General features: G+C 40.1%; 17 protein-coding genes. 12 read left to right on the forward strand and 5 right to left on the reverse strand.

Going from position 1 to position 17,485, the window contains the following annotated elements:
* Window positions 1-24: 24 nt before the first annotated feature.
* The 5 genes from opp3b to M3204_RS01430 all read left to right on the forward strand — a co-directional run bounded on the left by opp3b (window position 25) and on the right by M3204_RS01430 (window position 5,453).
* Complete coding sequence (gene opp3b / locus M3204_RS01410) at window positions 25-954, forward strand: oligopeptide ABC transporter permease (RefSeq protein WP_251477476.1); 930 nt, start codon at window positions 25-27, stop codon at window positions 952-954.
* Entirely contained in the window at window positions 954-1,982 is a 1,029-nt protein-coding gene (gene opp3C / locus M3204_RS01415; protein ID WP_251477479.1) for an oligopeptide ABC transporter permease, read from the forward strand. The genes opp3b and opp3C overlap by 1 nt, the downstream gene beginning before the upstream one ends.
* Window positions 1,983-2,000: 18 nt before the next feature.
* Entirely contained in the window at window positions 2,001-3,035 is a 1,035-nt protein-coding gene (locus M3204_RS01420; protein WP_251477482.1) for an ABC transporter ATP-binding protein, read from the forward strand.
* 21 nt (window positions 3,036-3,056) lie between these two features.
* Window positions 3,057-3,998, forward strand: a complete 942-nt coding sequence (locus M3204_RS01425; protein WP_251477485.1) for an ABC transporter ATP-binding protein — start codon at window positions 3,057-3,059, stop codon at window positions 3,996-3,998.
* Window positions 3,999-4,262: 264 nt separating this feature from the next.
* Window positions 4,263-5,453 (forward strand): putative glycoside hydrolase, encoded by a 1,191-nt coding sequence (locus M3204_RS01430; RefSeq protein ID WP_251477488.1) that lies wholly within the window; start codon window positions 4,263-4,265, stop codon window positions 5,451-5,453.
* Between the two features lie 265 nt (window positions 5,454-5,718).
* Here M3204_RS01430 and M3204_RS01435 read toward each other — a convergent pair whose 3' ends face one another.
* A complete protein-coding gene (locus M3204_RS01435; RefSeq protein ID WP_251477490.1) occupies window positions 5,719-5,904 on the reverse strand; it encodes a hypothetical protein in 186 nt (61 codons plus the stop codon).
* Between the two features lie 216 nt (window positions 5,905-6,120).
* On the opposite strand from M3204_RS01435, the gene M3204_RS01440 reads away from it, so the two are divergent.
* The 6 genes from M3204_RS01440 (at window position 6,121) to pepF (ending at window position 13,683) form a co-directional block, all read left to right on the forward strand.
* Window positions 6,121-6,690 carry a GNAT family N-acetyltransferase gene (locus M3204_RS01440; RefSeq protein WP_251477493.1) on the forward strand — a complete coding sequence of 190 codons (570 nt, stop codon included), beginning with the start codon at window positions 6,121-6,123 and terminating at the stop codon, window positions 6,688-6,690.
* A 434-nt stretch (window positions 6,691-7,124) separates the two neighbouring features.
* Window positions 7,125-7,520, forward strand: coding sequence for a transcriptional regulator SpxA (gene spxA, locus M3204_RS01445; RefSeq protein WP_207498861.1), 396 nt, complete (start codon window positions 7,125-7,127; stop codon window positions 7,518-7,520).
* Window positions 7,521-7,922: 402 nt separating this feature from the next.
* On the forward strand, window positions 7,923-8,591 hold the full coding sequence (gene mecA, locus M3204_RS01450) for an adaptor protein MecA (RefSeq protein WP_251477496.1): 669 nt from the start codon (window positions 7,923-7,925) through the stop codon (window positions 8,589-8,591).
* Window positions 8,592-8,744: 153 nt separating this feature from the next.
* Entirely contained in the window at window positions 8,745-10,256 is a 1,512-nt protein-coding gene (gene cls, locus M3204_RS01455) for a cardiolipin synthase (protein WP_251477499.1), read from the forward strand.
* A gap of 231 nt (window positions 10,257-10,487) precedes the next feature.
* On the forward strand, window positions 10,488-11,690 hold the full coding sequence (locus tag M3204_RS01460) for a competence protein CoiA (protein ID WP_251477502.1): 1,203 nt from the start codon (window positions 10,488-10,490) through the stop codon (window positions 11,688-11,690).
* A 175-nt stretch (window positions 11,691-11,865) separates the two neighbouring features.
* Complete coding sequence (gene pepF / locus M3204_RS01465) at window positions 11,866-13,683, forward strand: oligoendopeptidase F (protein ID WP_251477505.1); 1,818 nt, start codon at window positions 11,866-11,868, stop codon at window positions 13,681-13,683.
* Between the two features lie 570 nt (window positions 13,684-14,253).
* Here the strand turns inward: pepF and M3204_RS01470 are convergent.
* The 4 genes from M3204_RS01470 to M3204_RS01485 form a co-directional block, all read right to left on the reverse strand.
* Entirely contained in the window at window positions 14,254-15,135 is an 882-nt protein-coding gene (locus tag M3204_RS01470; RefSeq protein ID WP_251477508.1) for a ClpXP adapter SpxH family protein, read from the reverse strand.
* Window positions 15,132-15,533: a globin gene (locus tag M3204_RS01475; protein ID WP_251477511.1), complete on the reverse strand. Its 402-nt coding sequence runs from the start codon at window positions 15,531-15,533 to the stop codon at window positions 15,132-15,134. The genes M3204_RS01470 and M3204_RS01475 overlap by 4 nt, the downstream gene beginning before the upstream one ends.
* Before the next feature lie 192 nt (window positions 15,534-15,725).
* On the reverse strand, window positions 15,726-16,367 hold the full coding sequence (locus M3204_RS01480; RefSeq protein ID WP_251477514.1) for a lytic transglycosylase domain-containing protein: 642 nt from the start codon (window positions 16,365-16,367) through the stop codon (window positions 15,726-15,728).
* Window positions 16,368-16,388: 21 nt separating this feature from the next.
* A complete protein-coding gene (locus M3204_RS01485; protein WP_251477517.1) occupies window positions 16,389-16,976 on the reverse strand; it encodes a CYTH domain-containing protein in 588 nt (195 codons plus the stop codon).
* 120 nt (window positions 16,977-17,096) lie between these two features.
* Here M3204_RS01485 and M3204_RS01490 point away from each other — a divergent pair, with 120 nt between their 5' ends.
* Complete coding sequence (locus tag M3204_RS01490; protein ID WP_251477520.1) at window positions 17,097-17,477, forward strand: hypothetical protein; 381 nt, start codon at window positions 17,097-17,099, stop codon at window positions 17,475-17,477.
* The last annotated feature ends 8 nt before the right edge of the window (window positions 17,478-17,485 follow it).

Below are 17,485 nucleotides of genomic sequence, written 5' to 3' on the forward strand. Positions count from 1 at the left end.
AAATAATACAGGAGGTGCACACATATGGGAAAATACCTGGCTAAAAGGATTCTCTTTATGTTTTTAACTCTTTTCATTATTGCGTCCATAACGTTTTTCTTAATGAAAATTATACCTGGTACGCCATTTGCAAGTGCCGCTAAATTGCCGCCTGCACAGTTAGAGATAATGAAAGCTAAGTATGGATTGGACCAGCCGGTACCCGTACAGTATGCTAAATATATTGGTAATTTGCTGCAGGGAGATTTGGGGATCTCTTTCCAGTTTAATAATACTCCAGTTAGTGACCTAATGTTCAAACGCTTAGGACCATCAATGCAGCTAGGCGCACAGGCAATGGTATTCGGTACTATTATAGGGGTATTGCTTGGTATATTTGCTGCGTTAAGACAAAACACTTGGGTAGATTATAGTGCAACTTTCATTGCGGTTTTGGGTAAGGCTGTGCCAAACTTCGTTTTTGCTGGTCTTCTTCAATATTTTATAGCTGTAAAGTTAGGCTGGTTCCCAGTGCTTTTCTGGAAAGGATTTGAATATACAATCCTGCCAACCATAGCATTATCTATTTTCCCAATTGCAATTTCAGCACGTTTCATGAGAACAGAAATGATTGATGTTTTAGGGTCAGATTACATTTTGCTTGCTAAAGCAAAAGGTGCAAGTTTCTTTGAGATTGCAATAAAACATGCTTTGAGAAACGCACTTATTCCTTTGGTAACCGTACTTGGTCCTTTGGCTATCTCTTTGATGACAGGTTCACTAGTAGTAGAAAAAATATTTGCTATTCCAGGATTAGGAGAGCAGTTTGTAAAGTCGATTACAGTTAATGATTATCCTGTTATCATGGGAACAACCATTTTATTTGCTGCATTATTTGTAGTTATCATCCTTGTAGTGGATATTTTATATGGAATTATTGATCCACGCATCAGACTGTCAGGAGGTAAAAAGTAATGGCTAATCTTGAAACGAAAATTTCAAAAGATCGTTTTCAGCCTGCAATCATTGATTCAGCTAAAAGCGAAGAAATTAACAAGCCAAGCTTAACCTTTTGGCAGGATGCTTGGATGCGTGTGCGCAAGAACAAAGGTGCTTTAGCAAGTTTAATTGTTATGGTTCTGCTTGTATTGATGGCATTCATTGGTCCTTTGATCAGTGGTAAAGAATTTGATACACAAAAAGTAAGTCATAATAATTTACCTCCAAGAATCCAGGGGCTTGAAAATATCAGCTGGCTTCCATTTGATGGGGTCAAGGTAAATAAAGCCGGCAAAGAAATTAATATGTATGAAGTTAAAAAAGTCGACGAATATTATTGGTTTGGTACTGACGCATTAGGACGTGACCTTTTCACTCGTACATGGAAGGGAACCCAAATCTCTTTGTATATTGCTTTACTTGCAGCGTTAATTGATATGATCATTGGTGTTATCTACGGAGCGGTTTCAGGGTATTATGGCGGCCGTCTGGACAATGTCATGCAAAGAATTACAGAAGTGCTTGTTGGTATTCCTACGATGATCGTGGTTATATTAATGATTCTTGTACTTCAGCCAGGTATCATCTCAATTACTGTCGCTCTGACTATAACAGGGTGGGTCGGAATGGCACGTGTTGTCCGGGCGCAGGTTTTAAAGCTTAAGGAACAAGAATTTGTTCTTGCGTCTAAAACATTAGGTAACTCTGACGGGAAGATTATTTCGAAACATCTACTTCCTAACCTTGCAGGTGTAATTATTATTAACACAATGTTTACTATTCCAAGCGCGATTTTCTTTGAAGCGTTCCTAAGCTTTATTGGACTCGGTCTGCAGGATCCATTAGCTTCATTAGGTACTTTAATTGATGAAGGATTTAAAGTATTAAGATTGCATCCACATGAGATGATCATCCCGGCTGTTATCATCAGTATTATCATGATTACATTCAATATGCTGGCAGACGGATTGCGTGATGCGCTAGATCCGAAAATGCGCGATTAAAAAGGGCAGGTGAATAATATGGAAAATATTTTAGAAGTTAAAGATTTAAATATCTCCTTCCATACATTCGCAGGTGAAGTTCAAGCGATCCGCGGTGTGAATTTTGAGCTTAAAAAGGGAGAGACCCTGGCGATTGTAGGTGAGTCAGGATCTGGGAAATCGGTAACAACTAAAGCCATCATGAGATTATTGCCTCCGGGAAATTCTGAAATAAAACAAGGTCAAATTTTATTTGACGGCAAGGACCTGTCCAAGCTGACAGACAGGCAGATGCAGAAAATCCGTGGAAAAGATATCTCAATGATATTCCAAGATCCAATGACATCTTTGAACCCAACTATGACAGTGGGAAAGCAAATTATGGAACCGCTCATTAAACACCAAAATATGAGCAAGGCAGCTGCAAGCGAACGGGCATTACAGCTTTTAAAGCTTGTAGGGATTCCTAAGCCGGAATTAAGGATTAAGCAATACCCTCACCAATTCTCTGGCGGTATGAGACAAAGGGTAGTAATTGCCATCGCTTTAGCTTGTAATCCGAAGATTTTAATTGCTGATGAGCCAACTACTGCTTTGGATGTAACCATTCAGGCTCAAATTCTGGAACTAATGAAAGATTTGCAAAACAAAATTGATACTTCAATTATCTTTATCACTCACGACCTTGGTGTCGTTGCGAACGTAGCTGACCGTGTTGCAGTTATGTATGGTGGGAAAATTGTAGAAGTGGGTACTGTAGACGAGGTATTCTACAATCCACAGCATCCTTATACTTGGGGATTGATCAGTTCAATGCCTAGCCTTGATGCAAAAGAAGAAGAGCTTTATGCTATTCCGGGTACGCCGCCTAACTTATTGCATCCACCTAAGGGAGATGCATTTGCGCCACGGAATGAATATGCAATGCAAATCGACTTAGAAGAACAGCCTCCAATGTTTAAAGTGTCTGACACACATTATGCTGCTACATGGCTGTTGCATCCAGATGCTCCTAAAGTAGAACCACCGGCAGCTGTGAAGAGCAGGATGCGCAAATTCATGGGCGCGAAATAACTGTAGGAGGAGGACTGGATTATGGAAAATAGAGAAAAGCTTCTTGAAATAAAAAATTTGAAGCAATACTTTAATATCGGTCAACCAAACGAAGTAAGAGCAATTGACGGCATCTCTTTTGATATTTTTAAAGGAGAGACACTTGGCTTGGTAGGAGAATCCGGCTGTGGTAAATCCACAACTGGCAGAACCATCATCAGGCTGTACGATGCAACTGATGGAGAAGTACTTTACAAAGGCGAAAACGTACACGGCAAGAAGAACAAAAAGGATTTAAAAAAATTCAATAGAAGTATGCAGATGATCTTCCAGGATCCTTATGCTTCCTTGAACCCTAGGATGAAGGTATCAGATGTTATTGCTGAAGGCATCGATATCCATGGACTGGCAAAGAGCAAACAAGAAAGAATGGAAATGGTATATAACCTGCTTGAAACAGTTGGCTTAAACAGAGAGCATGCCAATCGTTATCCGCATGAGTTTTCAGGCGGACAGAGGCAGCGTATCGGCATCGCACGTGCACTTGCCGTTCAGCCAGAATTTATTATTGCAGATGAACCTATTTCCGCACTAGACGTTTCAATCCAGGCGCAAGTTGTAAACCTGATGAAGAAACTTCAGCGTGAAAAAGGGTTAACATACTTGTTCATTGCACACGACCTTTCAATGGTTAAATATATCAGTGACAGAATTGGAGTTATGTACTTCGGTAAGCTTGTAGAATTAGCGCCTGCTGAAGACCTGTACAAGAATCCGCTGCATCCTTACACTCAGTCTTTGCTTTCTGCGATTCCGCTTCCAGATCCTGAGTCTGAGCGTACACGCCGCCGTAAGACTTACGACCCGAACGTACATCTGTATGCAGACGGCGAAGAAGCTAAGATGCGTGAAGTTACTCCGGGACACTTTGTGTATTGTTCTGAAAAAGAACTTAAACAATATCAGCAGCAATATGTTAAATGACCTTGACGATCTCTTAATTTGAGATCGTTTTTTTTTTTTTTGGTTCTTTTTAAGAATGGAATTTAACTGTCAGGTTAATAGTATGTTCTGTAAAAGATATAGGGAATATATTCCAGTAAAAATATTAAACTATAATATCTAAAACTGTCGAAAGTGGGTAAAATAGAATTATAGAAACGGCGGTTATGTAAAGCCATTTGAAAAAAGAGAGAAATTCAACAAATTGTTTAATGAATTGTCACGTTTTGAAAGGAGAGATGATTGGTGCAGTTTAAAAAAATTACAGCAGCAGCTTTATTGGCTGCCTCTTTTTCGCAATCGAGCGGAGCAGCTTTTGCTGAAGGAAAGGCACAGGAAATTCCGGTTAGAGAACATCAGTCTTTAATCAGGGAGATTCCGGAACAAATGCCTAGGTTTAAATTTGAGTCGGGCTACAATTTTGAGTACCCTGATGCAGTAAGAGGGTTATATGTAACTGGCCATTCTGCAGGAGGAGAGAAGTTTAATAGTCTTACAAAACTGATCGATGACACAGATTTAAACGCTATGGTAATTGATATAAAAGACGACCATGGATATCTTACATACAAACCAGTGGAAAATTCTCCATTCAAGGACATAGGAAAGCCCTACATTAAAGACCCTCAAAAGTTGCTAAAAACATTGGAAGAGAAACAGATTTATCCTATTGCCAGGGTTGTTGTGTTCAAGGATACAGCTTTAGCTCATAAAAAGCCTGAGTGGTCCTTTAAAGATGGAAATGAAGTATGGAAAAATGGTCGGGGAGAGTCGTTTGTCAATCCTTTTGTAAAGGATGTTTGGGATTATAATGTCCAGATTGCCATCGAAGCTGCAAAAATGGGTTTCAAGGAAATACAGTTTGATTATGTCCGCTTTCCTGAAGGCTTTGAAAGAAGAGATGCCTCACTCGGATATTCCATGGGAGACTATAAGGATGTCGACATGGACAATGTCCAGAAACGCGTAAAAGCAGTCACCGACTTTGTCGCCTATGCCAGAAAGGAACTAAAGCCCTATGATGTGAAGGTATCAGTTGATATATTTGGTTATTCGGCAACATTGCCAGAAGCCCCTGGAATCGGCCAGAACTTCTCGAAAATATCGGAGAATGTAGATGTTATTTCTTCGATGATTTATCCGAGCCACTGGACTTCTTATTTTGGCATTGCCAAGCCTGACACTGAGCCATACCGCCTTGTCCAAGAATATGCTAAGCTAGAGAAGCAAAAGCTTGGTGAATTAAAAACTCCGCCAATTTCGCGTCCTTGGCTTCAAGATTTTACAGCTTCCTGGCTCGGCAGCGGGAATTACCTTGTTTATGGAAAGAAAGAGGTTGAGGACCAGATTAAAGCCCTTCAGGACCAGGGCATTAACGAATACCTTTTATGGAACGCAAGCAATCGCTATACTCCTGGAGTGGATTATACCCCATAAGAGAATAGTTAATTAACTAAAAAAGCCTGAAATGAGCAACTCATTTCAGGCTTTTTCGAGAGATAAGAAAGTATAAATCACTTCGAGAAATGTCCAGCTCCAGCGCCTAGCCCCTCGAGTCGCTTCGGTCCGCCCAATGAAGTCAAAGAACGACTTCACCGGTCGGCCCTCCAGCGCTTGTCGGGGCTGACCAAGGCGCTTGCGCTTTTCTTATATCATTAGATTATCGATGTAAGATAAGGTATAATAATTTGTGGGAAACGGATTATTTCTTGCCGCCGCCAACGTTTTTCCAGCCGGTTTGCAATCGGTTAGACTGGTCTACAAATTCAGTTCTTTTATTGCCACTAAAGAATTTGGTGCCAATTCCATTGGTAATAACACCGATTGTTGCGGTAATTCCCACGATAAGCAAAGCTACGATTGTTAAATCCATTATGTAACCGCCCATGATAAACCTCCACCTTTTTTTTCACCATTCATTCATTTTAGGATGAATCGTGATAAATATGAATACATGATCCCCGTTCATCTTTATTTTAAAAGAATTGTTCGTGTATTAAAAGAACTTTATAAAGAAAAAATAATTAGAAGTTACTTGATCATGTTTATATAAGAAAAGCTGGGTGCTTATCAGGATGGAATAAAGTAGAAAAGGAGATAAGCAATGCATTGGTATGAAAAATTAAATCAGTATTTTCCCATTGAGGAAATGAAATCAAAGGAACACATGGAAACACTTTTAAAAGAACGTCCAGAAATTTACCATAAGGATGAGGGCCCTGGACATGTCCTTATGTATGTCGAAACAGATGACTTTGTCTTCATCGATTACCTCTTTGTTTCAAAGAATACACGCGGTCAGGGACTCGGACATAAGATGATCGAAAAGCTGAAAGATAAAGGCAAGCCAATTATCCTTGAGGTGGAACCGATTAATTATGAAGATACGGATTCGGAAAAGCGTTTACGCTTTTACAAGCGGGAAGGCTTTGAACATGCACGGACGATTGGATACCGAAGAAGGTCTCTGGCAACAAAGGAAATCAATGAAATGGAAATTCTTTTTTGGGCTCCTGACCATGCACCGGAAGAGCTTGTCTATGAAGCCATGAAAAAAACGTACAATCTGATTCATACTTATAAGGATGAAAAGTTTTATGGAGAGTCATACCAGCCTGTTGATGAAGTCTTGACGCTTGAAGAGAAGCGTGACGATTTGCTGCAGGATCTTTAAATATCAACGCAGCCATGTATTATATGCATGGCTGCGTTTTCATTTCCAGTAATTTAATTGAGAATAAAAAAATTTTAGAACAAAAGGTTTAAGATATGTATAGAGGGGTAAATATAATTAAATTATGAAAATCTTAAACAAACGGACAAAAATAACTAGAATTGTACGAATATTTATATAGATGGGATGCAAAGGGTGATGAAAAAATATAAATTTAATGAAACTTTTTTCAATTAAGTTCGTTATATATATATAGGCTAATAAATCCTTACATAGTTACCCGGAATAATTTTTTAAAAGGGATACCTTTTCTTGAATCCTTGGTGTATAATAATCTATATGAATTATAAAATTATACTTATTATTATTTAGGAAAATGCCATTCATTGGAAGCGAATAATATATAAGTAAATCTAAGGGAGTGTGAATTACCAATGGTCACTTTATACACTTCACCAAGTTGTACCTCTTGCAGAAAAGCGAAGTCATGGCTTGAAGAACATGAGATTCCATATACGGAAAGAAACATTTTTTCAGAGCCTTTATCTATTGATGAAATAAAAGAAATTCTTCGTATGACGGAGGATGGTACGGACGAAATCATCTCAACCCGTTCAAAAACATTCCAGAAGCTCGATGTTAATTTAGAGACGATGCCTCTTCAGGAATTGTTTGAACTAATCAAGGAAAATCCAGGCTTGCTTCGCCGCCCGATCATCATCGATGAGAAGCGTTTGCAGGTTGGTTATAATGAAGATGAAATCAGACGATTCCTGCCGCGTAAAGTACGTACATTCCAGCTGAGAGAAGCTCAGCGTTTAGTCAATTAATACAAGGCTCCCTTTTGGGAGCTTTTTTTGTTATTGTAAGGCAAACCTCATTGGAGATTCAGGAGTGTTTATAAAAGGCATAAACCAACAGGAAAATTAACAGAATTCAGTTAATAAAGGACAAACTGAAAAATTGAATTCCTAGCATAATTCTGATAAAATGTAAAGAATACTTTAATTTTACGATCACATTAGCCTTTTATAAAAATGGGTGTATATTTTGTTTCCAAATTGGCTTAATATAACATAAAATAACAGTACAAGATTGTTATTTCTATTTACCTTCCCTTTATAAAAACAAGGTGATTTAGGCTTATTTATTAAGGGTAAAAGATAAAGACCAACAGCTTTTTGGGGGTATTTTGTCCCTTCAAATCTTTGCCTGGAAGGGAGAGAAAGCGAATGGAAATCGAACGTATTAATGAAAATACGGTTAAGTTTTATATTTCATATATGGATATTGAGGAGCGTGGATTCGACCGGGAAGAAATATGGTATAACCGCGACCGCAGCGAGGAACTGTTCTGGGAGATGATGGATGAAGTCCATGCCGAGGAAGAGTTTACTGTGGAAGGCCCTCTATGGATCCAGGTCCAGGCTCTTGAGAAAGGTCTGGAAGTTTTAGTTACGAAGGCCCACCTATCTAAGGAAGGCCCTAAATTTGAATTGCCGCTTCCAAATGATAAAAAGGACCTGCCTGTCGACGAAAGAATTGAAGAATTATTGGATCATCAGTTTAATCCAAAAGGGTCGCAGGAAGATGAGCCTGCCTTCGAAGACGATCTTGAATTCTTGCTTCACTTCAAAGATTTCGAAGACGTCATTGCTCTGTCAAAACGGCCGGGACTCGATAAGATAAAAACGAGCTTGTACAGTCTTGCTGACAAGTACTATTTATACATTGAATTTCCTGAGCAAGAATTTGAGGATGAAGAGGAAATTGATAATATACTAAGCGTTCTTCTCGAATACGGGCTTGAATCGAATATTACGATTCACCGTCTTGAAGAATACGGTAATAAGATTGTCGGAGAAGATGTATTTAGTGTATTAAGAAAGCATTTTTCCTGACAAGGGGCCGATTTCAGAGATGAAGTCGGCTTTTTTGATATAATCTGTATGAATCCATTCCTATAATAGAAACGTATATATATCTATAGTCTTCGCGGACATACAGTATTTTTGTTCCGCATGGAAATCAGAGAGAGAATACAGGTGAATACCATGAGAAACACTGTTAGGGTTTTATTATTTTTCTTGCTCCTTGCAGGGGTTTACTATCTTTTTTATGAAAAGCTTGATGCATCATATCTTGGATATATAAGTATCTTCATGTCAATGACTGTGATTTTTATTAGCTTCGTTATTTTCCTGGAGAACCGCCATCCCGCTCAGACCTTGACGTGGATTGTCGTCCTTGGGGGATTCCCGGTAGTTGGTTTCATATTTTATCTGCTATTCGGCCGCAATTATCGGAAGGAAAAAATGTTCCGGAGAAAATACTTTCTCGATAAACAAGCATTTCTTAAAGTTGAAGGCGATGTCGAAAGGGCAAATGAAGCAAGGATGCAGGAGATGGAAGAGGATCACCGTCGATTGTTCACACTTGCCCAAAAGCTTGGAAACAGTCCTATCTCATTCGCGACAAGTACAAAGGTGCTAACTAATGGTGATGAGACTTTCACCAATATCCTCGATGAAATGAAAAAAGCAACGCACCACATCCACATGGAATATTACATTGTCCGAAATGACAAAATCGGCGACGAGATCAAAGATGTCCTGATTGAAAAAGCTAAACAAGGCGTGAAGGTACGATTCTTGTATGATTCAGTTGGCTCGTGGCAGCTCTCAAAGAAATATGTTGCAGATTTGATCAATGCTGGCGTCGATATGGTCGAATTTGGCCCAGTCCGGCTTCCTTTCTTGAATAGCAAATTCAATTTCAGGAACCACCGGAAAATCATTGTCATTGATGGATCTGTAGGTTTTGTAGGCGGTTTGAATATTGGAGATGAATATCTTGGCAGGGACAAAGGGTTTGGTTTTTGGCGTGACACTCACTTAATGGCCAGGGGTGAGGCAGTGAGAAGCCTGCAGCTCATCTTTCTGCAGGATTGGTTTTACATGACGAACAGCAGCTTTTTGACATCGGACTATCTTTCACCTGCACTTGAACAAAATACACATGGTGGTGTCCAGATGATTGCAGGCGGCCCTGACAATGAGTGGAGCGTCATTAAGAACATCTTTTTCTCGATGATTTCATCCGCAGATAAATCCGTTTGGATTGCCTCGCCATATTTCATCCCTGATGAAGATATTTTCACTGCGATTAAAGTCGCGGCTCTCAGTGGCCTCGATGTTAGGCTCCTTGTCCCGCAGCGTCCTGATAAAAAAATTGTGTTTTATGCATCGAGATCTTACTTTCCGGAACTGCTTGAGGCTGGCGTGAAGGTGTATGAATACGAAAAAGGCTTCATGCATAGCAAAATCGTGATTGTCGATGGCCAGCTGGCGTCAATTGGTACATCCAATATGGACATGAGAAGCTTTCACCTCAACTTTGAGGTCAATGCTTTCCTGTATAAAACAACGAGTACAGAAGAACTCGTAAAAGAATATGAAAATGATTTGCTGAATTCTAAGGAAATTGTTATAGCTGATTTTAATAAACGCCATATTGGCTACAGACTGCTTGAATCAACTTCGAGGCTATTATCGCCGATGCTGTAGGCCCGGACATTGTCCGGGTTTTTTGAGGCCAAGAATCTACTCTTCGGGGAATGTTCTGTTCAAGGCACAAAGTTCTTTGCCCGTAAAAGTGAAAATAACGAGAGTACGGGTAAAGTAAGAGGTTCCTGTGACGACGAGCTCAATGTAAGATTTTTTTTCAATCCTTCTGAATCAAAAAGGTATTCGCCTATATTGAATCGAATTTATATTACGAAAGGAGGCGCATCGAATGTGCTTGTAGCAAATAGAAACAATGGAGAAAGATTGTCGCTGGGTGATCGATGGGACAAAAAAGAGCTAATCGAGATCCGGTCAAAGGAAAAGTTCCATTGTCCCGTATGTAAGGAAGAAGTGATCTTGAAGCTTGGCAGCAAGAAGATTTGGCATTTTTCACATTTGGCAGGCGGTATGTGCGAATACGAATATGATCGCGAATCGGAATACCATCTATCAGGAAAACTCCAGCTCTATAGTTGGCTGAAAAAACAGGGAATCCATGTGGAGCTTGAGAAATTTGACCCGCAAATAAGGCAGAAGCCAGATATCACATTTCAATTAAAAGGACAAAAATATGCACTTGAATTTCAATGTTCTGCCATCCCAGAACCGCTTTTTGTCAAAAGAACAAAAGTATATCTCGAAAACGGATATATACCGATTTGGATTGCAGCAGCGAACCTGATTAAACGGACCAGGAGAAATGTTGTTTCGGTAAGTAATTTCCTCTATCTCTTCCTTCGAAGGCCGCACCATACTTGGAATATACCGGCGTTTTGTCCCATTTCAAGACAATTCATCAATCTGCACGGCGTTTTTCCCATTTCCTCACAAAAGACCCTCACCTATCTTGAAGTCCAACCAATACATCAAATTTCGCTCAACCAGCTGCTCAGCCCAGCTGAAAAACAATTTCCTATTATTAAAGCCTGGCAAGCTGAAAATCAAAGATTGAAATCTCAATACGTATTGTACCCAGGGGCACGCCAAAATCCTTTTCTTCAGGAACTATACCATAACCGTCTCAGTCTTCTCACACTACCATCAGAAATCGGACTACCAGTTTTTTCGAGTCCCTACATTGAAACCCCCTCATTCATCTGGCAATCGTTTCTCTACCTTGATGTATTCCGCCATTATAAAAAAGGTGATTTGGTTAAGTATGCCAGAGTCCTGGACTCATTTAATAAACGAATGAAGCGTGGGGAAATCAAGCTTAGAAACTTGCCTTTGGCCGGACAAAGAGACTACCTTTATCCTCTGGCTGAATATATCTTGCTTTTGACGAAGGTATCGTTTTTGTCACGAATCAATTCAGGTACTGTAAAAGTAAACAGGGAAATCATTTTTCCTTCAACAATTGAGGAACAAATTAAAGCAGAGGAAGAATTTTTACGCAAGCACCAAAGTAAAATAACAGAAGCCCTTTTCAAATAACATGAAAAGTTGATCTCCTGCGTAAAATAAGGAAGTTAAGTAGTAAGTGGGTTTATAGAAAATTGAAAAACTTTACTCCTTTTTTCTATTTGAAAGAGGGAAATTAGAAATCATTAGCGAATTAATGATGTTAGAAAAGTTTTTCGAATACCGAAATGTCGATAGGAGGATAAAGATGTCGAATGAATCTGCAGTAAAGAAGTTGCCAGGAAGAAATGAAGTAGCCACCGAAGATACGTGGAGACTTGAGGATATTTTTGCAAATGATGAAGCATGGGAAAAAGAGTTCAATGAAGTGAAGGGGCTGCTACCAGGGGTTCAGGAGTTCCAGGGCAAGCTAGGTAAAAACGCAGACCAGTTATACAACGCCCTTCAATTGCAGGATAAACTGCTCGAACGTTTGGGAAGGCTGTATACATATGCACATATGCGATATGACCAGGATACGACAAATTCCTTTTACCAGGGACTTGATGACCGTATCAAAAATTTATACTCTCAGGCAGGAAGCGCACTTGCCTACATTGTTCCTGAAATCCTTGCAGCTGATGAAGACAAAATTAAGGGTTTCTTAGAAGAAAAAGCAGAGCTTAAGCTTTATGAGCATGCCTTGGAGGAAATCAACCTTCAACGGCCTCATGTCCTTTCTGCTGAACAGGAAGCTCTTCTTGCAGAGGCGTCAGAAGTGATGAGTTCACCTTCAAATACATTTGGCATGCTGAATAATGCAGACCTTGAATTCCCTTCAATCAAGGACGAGAATGGGGAAGAGGTGGAAATTACGCATGGCCGCTACATCCGTTTCCTTGAGAGTGCGGATCGCAGGGTTCGCGAGGATGCATTCAAGGCTGTTTATAAAACATATGGCGGCTTCAAAAATACTTTCGCAAGCACATTGAGTGGAAATATCAAAAAAGACAATTTCAATGCCAGAGTCCGCAAATATGACTCTGCAAGGCATGCTGCTCTTGCCGCGAACAACATTCCTGAAAGCGTCTATGAAAACCTAGTTAATACGGTCAATGACAACCTGCATTTGCTTCACAGATATATAAAGCTTCGCCGTAAGGTTTTAGGTGTTGATAAGCTTCATATGTATGATCTATACACACCGCTTGTCAAAAACGTGAAGATGGAAATTCCTTATGCTGAAGCAAAGGATTATGTTCTAAAGGGTCTTGAGCCACTGGGTGAGGAGTACACCAATGTCCTAAAGGAAGGATTCGAAAATCGTTGGGTTGATGTATACGAGAACAAAGGAAAGCGCAGCGGAGCCTATTCCTCAGGAGCGTATGGCACAAATCCATATATCCTCATGAACTGGCAGGACAACGTAAATAACCTATTCACTTTAGCTCACGAATTCGGACATTCCGTACACAGCTATTATACAAGGAAGACACAGCCATATCCATATGGCAGCTATTCAATCTTCGTTGCCGAAGTGGCATCTACATGCAATGAAGCTTTGCTAAATGATTATATGCTTAAAACGATTGATGATGAGCAGAAGAGACTGTATCTGCTGAATCATTATCTGGAAGGCTTTAGAGGAACGGTATTCAGGCAGACAATGTTTGCTGAATTTGAACATATGATCCACCAAAAAGCGCAGAATAATGAAGCATTGACTGCAGATTCGCTGACAAAGGATTACTATGAGTTAAATAAGAAGTATTTTGGAGAAGAGGATATTGAAATTGATGAAGAAATCGGTCTTGAATGGTCAAGAATCCCGCATTTCTATTACAATTACTACGTCTACCAATATGCCACTGGTTTCAGCGCGGCAACTGCGCTGAGCAAACAAATCCTTGAAGAAGGGCAGCCAGCAGTTGAACGCTATATTGAGTTCCTCAAGTCAGGAAGCTCCGATTATCCAATCGAAGTCCTGAAAAAAGCCGGAGTCGATATGACAAGCTCAACACCAATCGAAGAAGCACTAAAAGTATTCGAAGAAAAACTAAATGAAATGGAAGCTTTGCTTTCATAATAGGACGGAACCGGCCGCAGGAAATACGGCCGGTTTTATTTGGATGAAATTAAAATCCCTTAAAGTTTTTCCGGTTATTTAAATATATCAGTAAAATAAATAACGATAAAAAGAGGATAGGGGATGTTAGATACAAAGGGACGATATGCATCAAGCCTCCAATGTGAAGGATAAATGAAAAAAGTATGAATATTGCCATAAGGGAAAAAACTAGTTTATCCATCAAGCATTCCTCCGAAAAATCACTACTTTAATTAATGTTTATGCGGTTGTCTAACTTTTCATGAATGGTATTTGACAATATTGTGAAATAACACACAAGTGTATTGTGATAGGGTATAGGGTTATGATATATTATTGTCGTGAAGTTGATCACAAACAAACATTTACCCCTTTGTTTGACCGTGAAAAATTTCTCCCATCCCCTTTGTTCGTATAATATAGAGAAAAGCCTTGCAGTTGGAGAGCTGCAAGGCTTTTTTCGTGTTGCATTGGATAATTTAAAGGCAACGCCACGGCAATCCAAAAGCACAAGAGAAACGTAAAAAATAACCGTGCAACTCTGCACGGTCATCCTTCTTGGTATCTCCAAAACATGCCATATTTAGCGGGGATTTGTTCTACCTGCTGCTTCAGCATCAATTTCTTCATTTCCTTTTCCGCCTGTGCCACGGTCATGTCATATACGACGGCAATTTCTTTTGAAGCGACCATTTTGTATTGCTTCATAAATAATTCGAGTGTGGGCGGCTTTGCTGGTTCTGGTTTTTTCTGCAGCATTTCTTCAAGGATTTGGACATACACCTCATAAGGGTATAGTCCAGTGATCTTGATGCCTTCCTCTTCGATATTCGCATTAAAAAAGACGAGTGTCGGAATCTCCTGGACATCCATTTCATTCGTTATTTTCATGTCACACTGAAATGCCTTAGCGGCTGTTTCAGAGTGAATGTCTGTCACGAATTCTTCTACGTCAAGACCGACATTGCGTGCGCATGTCTTCAACACTTCAAAGTTAGAGACATTTTGCTTTTCTAAAAATAATACTTCCTGCAGCTGGCGGAGGAATCTGATGCCTTTCTTTTTTCCTTGCAGCTCTGCGGATTTAATAGCGATAGAAGCTAAATAAGGCGATGAGACCGGATTCTCGAACCACAGATTCCCGTCACAAGACATTCCAGTCCTGCTTGCTGTTTTTTCCCAAAGCTCGGCAATCGATTCGTATCGTTTCTTTCTGCCCATATTCAGGGTGGCAAGTCTTCCGCTTAAGATATGTCGGATGGAAAAATATTTACCATACTCGATGTGGAGCTTTTTAATGATCGGCTCAAGTGCCCAGCATTCCGGGCAAAGAGGATCAACGAACATATAGATTTCGATTGGCTTTTTATCCATTCCATGGCAAAACTCTGATGGATCGTAGCTCAACAGGTTTTCTCTTTTGAGTTTCATGTGCTCTCACCGGTTTCGTCATCAGGAGTATTGATCATATGCTGTGCAGTAAGGTATAACCGCGCGTAGAAATCTTCCCTGATTGGCCCGTCAAGGCCAACCTCATCCATCGCCTCGACCATACAGGAAAGCCATGCTTTCGCCCTTGCCGGTGTGACTTCAAAAGGCAGATGCCTTGCACGGAGCATTGGGTGCCCATGTTCACTAGTGTATAAAGGCGGCCCACCTAAATATTGTGTCAAAAACTGCTTTTGCTTGCGGGCAGTTTCAGAAAGATCATCCGGGAATATAGGAGCAAGATCGGGATGCATTCCAACACGGTGGTAAAAAGCATCGACCAGCCGGTGAAGTGTTCCTTCGCCAATGGCTTCGAATGGTAAGGTCTTATTCTCAACCATATTGATAACTCCTTTAAAATAGATTTTAAAATTTCGTTCTGCTTAATAGTTATGATATTTATTGTAGCAATGCTAAATTTATATCTCAAACAAATAGCCTTGCAATCGTGTAATTATGGTTTATCTGCTTTACTAATGTACACAAAAAGGCCGTCTGTTACCACAGGCAGACGGCCAAAAGGGATGGGAATATCATCCATAAAAGCTATTGGTTACTTTTTGTACGTACTTTTGGGTTTCTTTGAATGGCGGGATTCCGCCGTATTTATCAACGTTTCCAGGTCCCGCGTTATAGGCGGCGAGAGCAAGCTCAAGGTTGTTGTCGTACTTGTCGAGCATTTGGCGCAAATATTTGCTTCCAGCGAAGATGTTTTCCGCTGGGTCAAAGACATTTTTAACGCCAAGTCCCCTCGCAGTGCCTGGCATCAATTGCATCAAGCCTGATGCTCCAGCCGGGCTGACAGCATTCGGATTGAAATTGGATTCCTTTTGGATGACTGATTTAATCAGCTTGGCAGGAAGGTTGAAGGCTGCGGCGGCTTGATCAACGATTTCATTAAAGTCTGTGTTTTTCACAGACATCTTTGTAAGCTGGATAGGAGGGAGCATTTGCCCGATACCTATAGTATTTAAATTAAACGATTTCATGGCAGTTTGCGTACTGCCGAATATGTCTTCCAAGCGAGTTGCAGTTGCTCCCAAAGTGTCACTTTTTTCAGAGAGCAGGCCGGATAGCATTTCCTGGAATGGGCTATTACCAGATTGTCCAGACGGTTTAGTGAAATTTTGGAGGGCTTGCAATTCAAGCATGACTTTTAACTGGTCAACGTTCATTATCAAATCTCCTGCCTGGTTTTACTCTTTTAAGAGACTGTATTTTTTAGTGTAGAACCTTTTAATCTTATTATCGGTCGTTCTCACTGGGATCTTTAATTCATCAAGCATTTCAGAGAAAATCCTGAATCCGTCTGTTTCATCGGTTACTTCATATTCTATCTCATAATCTTCTGTATTTAAATAGTAACTATGGTCCAGGACAAGCAGCCCTCCCTTGTAATCAAACTCAGCGCGTTCTGTTGTCAGGGATCCGAAGTAATGCAATTCGTCTGCATCATGGATCAATTTACATACAGCTTCTTTTACTTCACCGTCAAGGAGCTTTCCGGTTGATAGAATCTCTTCTGCCTGGGCAGCGGATAGCTGTTGATTTGTTTCTAGCAAACCTTGAGCTGCAGGCTGCTTTAAAGTCATTTCAAACTCTGTTCCTTTTTCCCTGATTCGCAATGCAGAGTGATGGTCCTTCAGCGAGAAAGAGGGAGTATCGAAGTAATGGTTGATCTGTTTTTTAAAATTGGCGGAATCTATTAGGAAATGTGTTTTGAGGCGAAGGAATTCTTCCTCAGTCAGCATGTTTTTAAATTCAATTTCTATGTTCTGGCTCATGGTATGACCGTCCTTTCAGGATTTACTGTCTTTATTATCTCGTTAAACAGCTTTTGCTTCAATCCTTAGTAGAAATTGGTTCGATATGATAAAATAAAAAAGATTATGGAGGTTGAAAAAATGAGCCAAAGAATTATGATTACCAATTCGATTATTGAAAACAATGAGTTGTTGCTCAGCACTGATTCACAAATAGAAATTGCTGATATATCAGCAACAGGCCAGATGTTAGTTGATTCTGATCAATTATCTTTTATTTATATTGTAGATAGAGAAGGCGGCTATCAATATATCTCGATTCCTGTGGGAATGTGGAGCATTATTCAGAAAGGCCTGCAGTCAGCGATGGATACTTATTTGGCTGCCAATGGCAGCAAGCTTAAGCTTGAAGGCTTCCGTGAAGAAATGGAATATTTGATTGCGAATATTACTGGTAATAGCAATTACGGAGAGGAAATGGTCGCGAAAGTGGAACAAGTTTTTGCCACACCCTCGGCTTAGGCTTTCGT

Source organism: Mesobacillus subterraneus (assembly GCF_023715485.1).
In the GTDB taxonomy this organism is placed as follows: Bacteria; Bacillota; Bacilli; order Bacillales; family Cytobacillaceae; genus Mesobacillus; species Mesobacillus subterraneus_B.